Source organism: Frateuria sp., from assembly GCF_035695185.1.
Lineage (GTDB): Bacteria > Pseudomonadota > Gammaproteobacteria > Xanthomonadales > Rhodanobacteraceae > Frateuria_A.
Window position 1 is genome coordinate 1 of record NZ_DASSES010000080.1, and the last position, 4,051, is coordinate 4,051.

At 70.9% G+C, this 4,051-nt stretch carries 5 protein-coding genes; all 5 read left to right on the forward strand.

Going from position 1 to position 4,051, the window contains the following annotated elements:
• On the forward strand, window positions 1-275 hold a 275-nt coding region (locus VFH59_RS05500), incomplete at its 5' end, for an AAA family ATPase (RefSeq protein ID WP_414655853.1).
• Window positions 272-1,027 carry an ABC transporter permease subunit gene (locus tag VFH59_RS05505; protein WP_325163882.1) on the forward strand — a complete coding sequence of 252 codons (756 nt, stop codon included), beginning with the start codon at window positions 272-274 and terminating at the stop codon, window positions 1,025-1,027. The genes VFH59_RS05500 and VFH59_RS05505, both read left to right, overlap by 4 nt.
• Window positions 1,027-2,382, forward strand: a complete 1,356-nt coding sequence (locus VFH59_RS05510) for a GldG family protein (protein WP_325163883.1) — start codon at window positions 1,027-1,029, stop codon at window positions 2,380-2,382. Before VFH59_RS05505 ends, VFH59_RS05510 begins: the two co-directional genes overlap by 1 nt.
• Window positions 2,382-2,867 carry a hypothetical protein gene (locus tag VFH59_RS05515; protein WP_325163884.1) on the forward strand — a complete coding sequence of 162 codons (486 nt, stop codon included), beginning with the start codon at window positions 2,382-2,384 and terminating at the stop codon, window positions 2,865-2,867. Before VFH59_RS05510 ends, VFH59_RS05515 begins: the two co-directional genes overlap by 1 nt.
• Before the next feature lie 134 nt (window positions 2,868-3,001).
• Window positions 3,002-4,051 (forward strand): NADP-dependent phosphogluconate dehydrogenase (gene gndA / locus VFH59_RS05520; protein ID WP_325163885.1); only part of this gene is annotated, 1,050 nt, incomplete at its 3' end.

Sequence of the window (4,051 nt, forward strand, 5' to 3'; positions counted from 1 at the left end):
TGCACCAGCCGGCGCTGCTGGTGCTGGACGAGCCGGGCAACGCGCTCGATCCGGTGCAGGTCGCCGCGCTGCGCGGGCTGATCCGCGAACAGGCCGCGGCCGGTACGGCGGTGATCCTGTCCACCCACGTGCTGGCCGAAGTCACAGCCGTGTGCGATCGGGTGGCGATCCTGCATGACGGCACGCTGCGCTACGAAGGCGGGCTCGACGCCAACGACCACGTGGCGCTCGAGCAGCGCTTCTTCGCCATCGCCACCGCCAGGGCCGCCGCATGAGCGCGCTGGCCGTGACGCGGCTGGAACTGCGCCGGCTGTTCGTTCGCCCGCTGGGCTGGGGGCTCGGTGCCCTCACGCTTGCCTGGCTGGCGTGGAACTTCACCCTGCTGCTGGGCAGCTTCCTGGCCGCGCAGGTCCGTCTGGCCGCCCTGCCCGACGGCCCCGGCTATACCGACCTGGTGGCCGTGCCGCTGCTGGCCAAGCTGGCCGAGCTCGCCTTCCTGGTGGTGCCCCTGCTGTCGATGTCGGCACTGGCCGGCGAGCGCCGCGAAGGGCGTCTGGCGCTGTTGCTCGGCATGGGTCTGACCCCCTCGCGCATCGTGTTGGGCAAGTACGCCGCGGTGCTGGTCTGGTTGCTGGCCTGGCTGGCGCTGGTGCTGGCGATGCCGGTAGCGCTGGCGCACGCGACCGCGATCGACTGGGGCAAGCTCGCGGCCGCCGGGCTCGGCATGGCGCTGCTGCTGGCCTCGCTCGCGGCACTGGGGCTGGCCTGCTCGGCCTTCGCCTCGCACCCGGCGCTCGCGGCCGCGGCCGCGCTGGTGCTCACGCTGGGCCTGTGGGCCGTGAACATGGGCGCGCAGCTGGCCGGCGTCGAAGGCGGTGCGATCAACTGGCTGGCGATGAGCGCGCACCTGCAGCCACTGCTGCGGGGGCTGGTGGTCAGCTCCGACGTGGTGTGGTTCGTGCTGCTGGCGATCGTGTGCCTGGCGCTGGCCATCCGCCGCGTGGCGGCCGAGCGGGAGCGCGGCTGATGCGTACGCTGTTCGGACGTCTGGACGGCTGGCTGTTCGCAGTGGCCCTGCTCGTCGGCGCCGGCGCCGTCGGCTACCTGTCCACCCGGCACGTATTCGTCGCCGACTGGACCGCTGGCGCGCGTGCCAGCCTGTCGCCCGAGAGCCGCGCGGTGCTCGGCCAGCTCGACGGTCCGGTCGAGATCGTCAGCTATGCGAACCCGCAGGGCGACCTGCGCCGGACCGTCGCGGGATTCCTCGAGCGTTACCGCCGGGCCAAGCCGGACCTCACGTTGCGCTTCGTCGATCCGCAGCAGGATCCGGCGAAGATGCGCGAGCTCGGCATCACCGTCGACGGCGCGATCATCGTGCACTACCGCGACCGCGAGCAGCGCCTGGACGAGCTTTCCGAGCGCAGCCTCACCAACGCGCTGGAGCGCCTGGCCCGCGGCGGGGAGCGCATCGTCGCTTTCGTCACCGGCGACGGCGAGCGTCGTGCCGACGGCCAGGCCAACGCCGACCTGGGCACCTTCATGGGGCAGCTCGAAGCCCGCGGCATGCGGGCGGTGCCGCTCAACTTCGCCCAGGTCACTGCGGTGCCGCAGCACACCGACCTGGTGGTGCTGGCCAGCCCCACCCTCGCACTCGCCCCTGGCGCGGTGCGTGCACTGGTCGACTACGTCGCCAACGGCGGCAACCTGCTGTGGCTCACCGAGCCGGCCAACAGCGACCTCAACCTGGCGCCGCTGGCCGATGCGCTCGGCCTGCACGTGCTGCCCGGCGTGCTGGTCGACGGCGGTGGCGCGGCGTTGGGCCTGAAGGATCCGCGCCTGCTCGCGCTGGGCAACTACCCGCCGCAGGCGATCACCCGCGGATTCATGCTGACCACGCTGTTCCCGCAGGTCGCCGCACTGGCCCAGGTCAACCGCAACGACTGGGCGGTACAGGACTTCCTCGAGTCCGGACCGCAGAGCTGGACGGAGTTCCAGCCGATCGGGAACGCAGCCACGTCGACCATCCGTTTCGATGCCGCGGCCGGCGAACTGAAGGGCCCGCTGGCGTTCGGGCTGGCGCTGTCGCGTCTCTCGCCCAGCCCGGACAAGAGCCAGCAGCGCGTGGTGGTGATCGGGGACGGCGATTTCCTTTCCAACACCTTCCTCGGCAACGGCGGCAACCGCGCCCTGGGTGAGCGCGTGTTCGACTGGCTGCTCGGCGACGATGCGCTGGTGACCCTGCCGCCCCGCGGCGCGCCCGATCGCGTGCTGGACATCTCGCAGACCGAGCTCAACGCGCTGAGCCTGGGCTTCCTCCTCGCACTACCGTTGCTGCTGCTGCTCGTCGGCGGCGTGCTGACCTGGCGTCGGCGCCGGCGCTGATGCGGCGCAAGGCACGGCAGCGCTGGATCGCGTTCGGCAGCGCATTGGCGTTGCTCGTGCTCGCCGGGATCCAGTACCTGCACGACCGACGCCAGGCACCGGGCCCCCTGCTGGACCTGGAGCCTGCGTCGATCACCTCGGTGAAGCTCACCCTGCCCGGTCATCCAGCGGAGACGTACCGCCGCCATGACGGCCACTGGTGGCAAGCCGACGGCGGGCGCGCCGACGACGGCCGCCTGCAGGAGCTCACCGAGATCGCGCAGGCGCCGGTCGTCGCCTGGCGCTCCGCTTCGGCATTCGATGCGCGAAAAATCGGGCTGGCGCCGCCGGTCGCGCAGCTGGAGCTGGACGGCCGGACGCTCGATTTCGGCACCACTGCAGTGACCGGCCCGCTTCGCTACGTGCGGGTGGGCGCGCGGATCGCGCTCGTGCCATTGCGTTACACCCCACGACCGGCCAACCGAGGCGCCGAGCGCGTCCATTGATACGCCGGGCGCACCGCGCTGCCTGCCCCCGTGACTTGCGGTCGCACAGAGGCGCCCCGATCTCCAAGGCACGCTTGTAGGCCGCGCGACCGGGCCCATATCGGACGGATCGAAGTCCTCGGAGGGAGCGCACGATGAGCCAGCAGGTGATGGGCGTGTTCGGCATGGGCGTAATGGGACGCAGCCTGGCGTTGAACATCGAAAGCCGCGGGCACGCGGTGTCGGTCTACGACCATGACAACACCTTCACCGAGCAGGTCATGGCCGCCCATCCCGACCGCCGCCTGGTGCCGTTCCACGACCTGCCGGCCTTCGTCGCCTCGCTGCAGCGCCCGCGGCGCATCCTGCTGATGATCAAGGCCGGTCCGCCGGTGGACGCCATGCTGGAGGCGCTCACGCCCTTGCTCGAACCCGGCGACATCGTGATCGACGGTGGCAACAGCTACTACCGCGACACCATCCGTCGCGAGCGGGCGATGCAGGCCGCTGGCTTGAACTTCATCGGCTGCGGCATCTCCGGCGGCGAGGAGGGCGCGCTGCACGGTCCCTCGATCATGCCCGGCGGGCCGCGCGAGGCCTACGCGAAAGTCGAGCCGATCCTCACCGAGATCGCCGCGCGTGCCCCCGATGGCACGCCTTGCGTGGCTTGGATGGGCCCCAACGGCGCCGGGCACTACGTCAAGATGGTCCACAACGGCATCGAATACGGCGACATGCAATTGATCGCCGAGAGCTACGCGGTGCTGCGCCAGGTGCTGGGCCTATCCAACGCCGAACTGGCGCGCGTCTACGCGGACTGGAACCAGGGCGAACTCGACAGCTACCTGATCGACATCACCGCGCGCATCTTCACCCGCAAGGACCCGGACAGCGGCAACGATCTGGTGGACATGATCCTCGACCGCGCCCTGCAGAAGGGCACCGGCCAGTGGACCTGCCAGGACGCCCTGGAACTGCGCGTGCCGCTGCCGCTGATCACCGAGGCGGTGTTCGCGCGCGGCCTGTCGGCGCAGAAGGACGAACGCGTCGCGGCCAGCCGTGTGCTGCAGGGCACGACGGCCGGGTTCACCGGCGACCGCGCGACGTTCGTCGAGTCGGTACGCCGTGCACTGTACCTGGGCAAGCTGATTTCCTACGCGCAGGGATTCGCCCAGTTGCGCACCGCCTCCGGTGCGCACGACTGG